A 4,356-nucleotide genomic window follows, 5' to 3' on the forward strand; every position below is an offset into this window, starting at 1 on the left:
TGCCGACCGGGCCAGGCAACGCGGGTTGCGGGTCGGGAGGCAACGGGCCGACCTCATGACCCCGATCTCCGGGTTGCTCGACCCGCAGACGCGGGGGAGGCGACGGGCGGGGAGGTGCCGTGACATCCTGCGAGACCGTCGCGCCGTTGTGTCAGCGCAGCTCGGGGAACCGGGTCAGCGCCGAATCCGCCCTCTCACCTCGGATGCCGATCGACACCTCCATCAGGCGCGGAGCGGGCGGCCGTCGGTGCCGAACTCGGTGCGGCGCACCACGTCCGCCGTGCTGCACAGCACCGTCGCGGACGCGGCCCGACCCGGCGGCAGGATTCGGACCGTCACCCCGCCCGCGGTGGCTGCGGACAGCTCGCAGGCGACGTGGTCGAAAAAGCGGCGGCGGGCGTCGTCCGCGACGAAGTTCATGGCCCCGTCATCGAGCAGGGTCACCTCGACTCCGCGGGCCCGCGCGTCGCGCGCCGCGACCACCACGGCACGGTCGGACAACACCGGCGCCCGGACACTGTCTCGAAGATGCGCTTCGAGGAGTCGGCACGCGAGCCGCTCGCTCTCGTCGAGGGACTCACCAGCGGCGATCCGGTCGAGCAGGGGTCGGGCCTGCTCGTCGAGCCTGCGTAGCTGACGATCTCGTTCCTCGAGGACCGCGGTGTCCGCGGCCTCGGCGGCCGCCCTGCGGGTGGTCTGGGCCCGCAACTCGAAGATGTCCCGCGCCGCCGGCCGGATCGTGTAGGCGAAGAAGGTCGCCATCAGCAGCGGGGCGATGTTGATGACCGACATCGCGAGACCGTGGGCGGCGCCCTGCCCGGTCAGCGTCGACCACACCACACAGGTGCCGATCGTCGACAGCATCCCCAGCCACGCGAACCAGGTCCGACCACGAACCCCCATGAACGCGTAGATCGCGGTCACTGCGCCCAGCGGCCACAGCTGCAGCGGATTCGCGATCGGGATCGGCAGCACGGCCAGCACCAGGGCGACCGTGACCGGCCCGGTTGCCGTGGTCAGCAGGGTCGGCACGAGCGGCATCGGGTCACCCGGCACCCGAATCAGGGCAACGGCAGCGAGCGTGACGATCACCGCCGCGGCTGCGATCGGCCAGAAGGAGCTGACGCCCGCCCTGGAGGTCACGGCCAGCAGCACCACGGTTGCCGCGTAGAACGCGACGATCGCGTTCGCGGCGGGGCTCTTCATGCCGATCAGCGTCCGCACATCGCGGCTATCCTGGAGCTCAGGGGAGTTCACTGCGCACTCCAGGACAGCCGGACCCGGGTACCCGCATCGGGCTGTGAGTCGATCGCCGCGGATCCGCCGGGCAGTTGCCGCATCCGGCCGAGAATGCTGACCGCGAGTCCGAGTCGGTGTGCGGGAACGGTTTTCGGATCGAATCCCGGTCCGCTGTCGGACACCTCGACGGTGAGGCTCCGCCCGCCCACGGTGACCGTCACCCCGCGCTCGGCGCCGGGATCGGCATGCCGGACGCTGTTGCGCAGCGACTCGGCCAGGGCGGCCCCGACCGCACGAGCCGCCTCCGCAGGCATCGTCAGCGTGTGGTGCCCCGGCGCGCGCCGCACGTCGAGATCGATGTGGTCGTCCACGTCACCGGTCGCGGTCCGCAGGTGGGAGACGATCTCGGTGACGTCGAACCGGTCGTCGGGTGCCGGGCCGGCGCGGAGCGCGTCGAATTGGCGCAGAGTGCGCTCGGCCTGCGCGCTGAGGCTCGGTGTCGTGCCCTGACGCGACGCGGCGAGCAGGGTGGACATCACGCCGTCGTGAATCATCGCGTCGAAACGGGCGCGTTCGACGGTGCGGGCGTGACGCGCCGCCGCAGCGGCGGCCGCCGCGTGCGTTGCGTCGAGCGTCGAGTCCAGCACTCGGCCGGTGCGCAGCGCCATCACCGCGGCGCCGACGAACAGCGTGCAGAACATGATCGAGAACGCGATGTCGGGGATCAGCGGGCTGGTCATCCGGGGGTCCCTGGCGAGCGCGTTGAAGATCTGCACACCGGCGCTGGCGATGATCATGTGCCCGAAGGCGACAACCGGACGCCACGCCGCGACCGCGGCCAGGCTCGCGACGCCGGGAAAGGCGGACAGCCACACCCCCTGCCCGTCGGTGAGGTCGGGGCCGTGCCACGCCACCATGCCGGTACCGAGAGCGACCAGGAACAGCACCGCGGCGACCCCAGCGGTGCGCCGGACCGTGCGGCTGTCCGCGGACAGTGCGGACAACCCGAACGCGATTCCGGATCCGAAGACCGCGAGCGTCGCCACCGGTGTCCACCAGCGGTCGAGGCGGTCGGCCTGTCCGATCACGGACGGGAGCAGTAGCAGCAGGTAGAAGAGGTAGCCGACGCCGGTGAACACCGCGAAGGTGCGCAGGATGCGGTCGGTAGCGCCCCGGTGCGCACCGGACGCGGCGGTCATCCGTTCTGGTGACGGGAGGGGCCGGGCAGCCAGCCGTCCTCCACCGCACGCTTGTAGAGGTCGGTTTTGGTGCGGGCGGGGCGACCGGCCTCGGCGTACTTGGCGCGGATCCGGCCGAGGTAGTCGTTGACGGTGTGCGGTGCCAGCCCGGTCAGGCTGGCGACCCGGGTGGCCTTCTCCCCGGACGCATACAGCGCAAGCACGTCACGCTGACGGGGGCTCAGGCCGACGTCCTGCAGTCCGGGGTCGCCGTCGATGGCGGCGGCCCACTCGGTGGTCACCACCTGCTCGCCGTTCGCGGCCTGGGTGATCGCGGCGACGACGGTCGCGGTGGGCTCCGACTTGCGGAGCACGCCGAGCACACCCGCCTTGGCGGCGAGACGAACGAGGTAGGGGTCCTCGGCGCTGGTGAAGACCAGTGCCTCCAGCCCGGCGGCCCGCAACTGCTCCACGTTCGACTTTGGGGACGAGCCGTCCGCCAGGCGCAGGTCGAGAATCACGAGGTCGAGGTCCGCGCCCGAGGCGAGCAACTCCGGCACCGTCGGTGCGGCCGCGGTGATGGTGAGGTTCGGATGATCGGCAAGCATCGCCTCGAGGCCCATCACGACCGACTCGTGGTCCTCCACGATGCCGATTCGGCGTTCGCGAAGCTCCGAGGCGACGGGCTCGCCGGTGCCGGCGTGGATCTCGGTCAACGTGCTCCTCGAATGTCGTCTCACGGGAGGGGTGTCCCTGGCGCCTTCACCGTGGGGGTCACGGGATTCCGGCGTTGACGGTAGCAGTCGGAGCGGACAAGAAGCGGCCGTCGGGTGGTGCTGTTGCGGCGAGATAGCGGACGTCTGCGGCAAGTGCGCAGTTTTCCGCGCCCGGCGGCGGGGGAGGCGAACGGTACGGACTCGCTGGCGCTGTCGGTATCCGCCGATCGGCCGACAGAAATCGGGTGTCGAGGGGAGTGAACCAGCAGGTCCGTGGGCTCGCGTTGCCCGAGGCTCTGTTGCATGAAGGCTCAACTTGGACACCTGCCCAAATTCATTCGGACGGACGACCTCAAAGCGCGTCGGGACGATTCGCTGGCGTGGTAGACACTTCCCCATCGCGAACCCGGCGTCGGCCATGAGGGCCATTTCTGGGCGTCAGTCGTCACCGTCGCGATCCTCGAACGAGCACGGACACACACGAAGCAGAGCCCACCACTGCCTGGGCGCACGTAACCGCTCCGACCATCGACTCCCAGACCCCGGTGGGGTCCGACGAAAGCTGACCAGATGAACAAGCAGACCAAGGGTGCCATCGCTGCCTGTGCGGCCGCGCTCCTCCTCGCAGGCGGCGCGGGCACCATGGCGGCCTGGAACGATTCCGCCACCATCGACGGTGGTGCGATCACCTCCGGCACGATGTCGCTGACCCAGCAGGGCGTTGCGGGCTGGACCGTCAACGGCACCGCCGTCACCGACATCGCGTCCTTCAAGGCCGTCCCCGGGGACGTGCTCGTCTACACCGCTGACTTCGCGGTTGCCGCGGAAGGCAACAACCTGGAGGCCACGCTCGTCGCGGACGCCGCGAGCATCACCGGGGACCTGGCACCGGCTCTGGACCCGGACATCACCGTCACCATCGACGGCGCACCGGTGCCGGGTGGGGTGCTCACGCCCGCGCAGGTCAACGGCAAGGTCGTGAAGGCCAAGGCCTCCTTCGCGTTCGACGCGACCGGAACCGACTACCAGGGCAAGACCGCCGACCTGAGCAACTTCACGGTCACCCTGACTCAGCAGTAGCCCTCGGACCCGCCTTCCGCGCACGCGGCGGGCGCCTGACGTGCCGGCCGGACCGCCCGTCCCCCGACTCGGGTGGGGGGGGCGGGGCCCCCCACCGTCCAACCCCACCCCCCGCCGGGGGCGTATAAACAAAAACGAGCCCC

At 70.6% G+C, this 4,356-nt stretch carries 4 protein-coding genes; 1 reads left to right on the forward strand and 3 read right to left on the reverse strand.

The features are described from left to right. Positions 1-222 precede the first annotated feature (222 nt). From ACFWPA_RS12985 to ACFWPA_RS12995, 3 genes are read right to left on the reverse strand one after another with little or no spacing between them, the layout of a single operon-like run. Positions 223-1,206 (reverse strand): hypothetical protein, encoded by a 984-nt coding sequence (locus tag ACFWPA_RS12985; RefSeq protein ID WP_378570422.1) that lies wholly within the window; start codon positions 1,204-1,206, stop codon positions 223-225. A gap of 47 nt (positions 1,207-1,253) precedes the next feature. Continuing rightward, entirely contained in the window at positions 1,254-2,438 is a 1,185-nt protein-coding gene (locus ACFWPA_RS12990; RefSeq protein ID WP_378509228.1) for a sensor histidine kinase, read from the reverse strand. Continuing rightward, positions 2,435-3,040: a DNA-binding response regulator gene (locus ACFWPA_RS12995; protein ID WP_378570463.1), complete on the reverse strand. Its 606-nt coding sequence runs from the start codon at positions 3,038-3,040 to the stop codon at positions 2,435-2,437. The genes ACFWPA_RS12990 and ACFWPA_RS12995 overlap by 4 nt, the downstream gene beginning before the upstream one ends. 663 nt (positions 3,041-3,703) lie before the next feature. Between ACFWPA_RS12995 and ACFWPA_RS13000 the strand changes: the two genes are divergently transcribed. Next, positions 3,704-4,213, forward strand: coding sequence for an alternate-type signal peptide domain-containing protein (locus ACFWPA_RS13000; protein WP_378509229.1), 510 nt, complete (start codon positions 3,704-3,706; stop codon positions 4,211-4,213). Positions 4,214-4,356 lie beyond the last annotated feature (143 nt).

The organism is Rhodococcus sp. NPDC058505 (genome assembly GCF_042720095.1).
Classification (GTDB): Bacteria; Actinomycetota; Actinomycetes; order Mycobacteriales; family Mycobacteriaceae; genus Rhodococcus_G.

Bases quoted from the DNA above. Each gene is read 5' to 3' on its own strand.
- ACFWPA_RS12985 (WP_378570422.1), bottom strand. From the start codon at position 1,206: ATGAAGAGCCCCGCCGCGAACGCGATCGTCGCGTTCTACGCGGCAACC.
- ACFWPA_RS12990 (WP_378509228.1), bottom strand. From the start codon at position 2,438: ATGACCGCCGCGTCCGGTGCGCACCGGGGCGCTACCGACCGCATCCTG.
- ACFWPA_RS12995 (WP_378570463.1), bottom strand. From the start codon at position 3,040: ATGGGCCTCGAGGCGATGCTTGCCGATCATCCGAACCTCACCATCACC.
- ACFWPA_RS13000 (WP_378509229.1), top strand. From the start codon at position 3,704: ATGAACAAGCAGACCAAGGGTGCCATCGCTGCCTGTGCGGCCGCGCTC.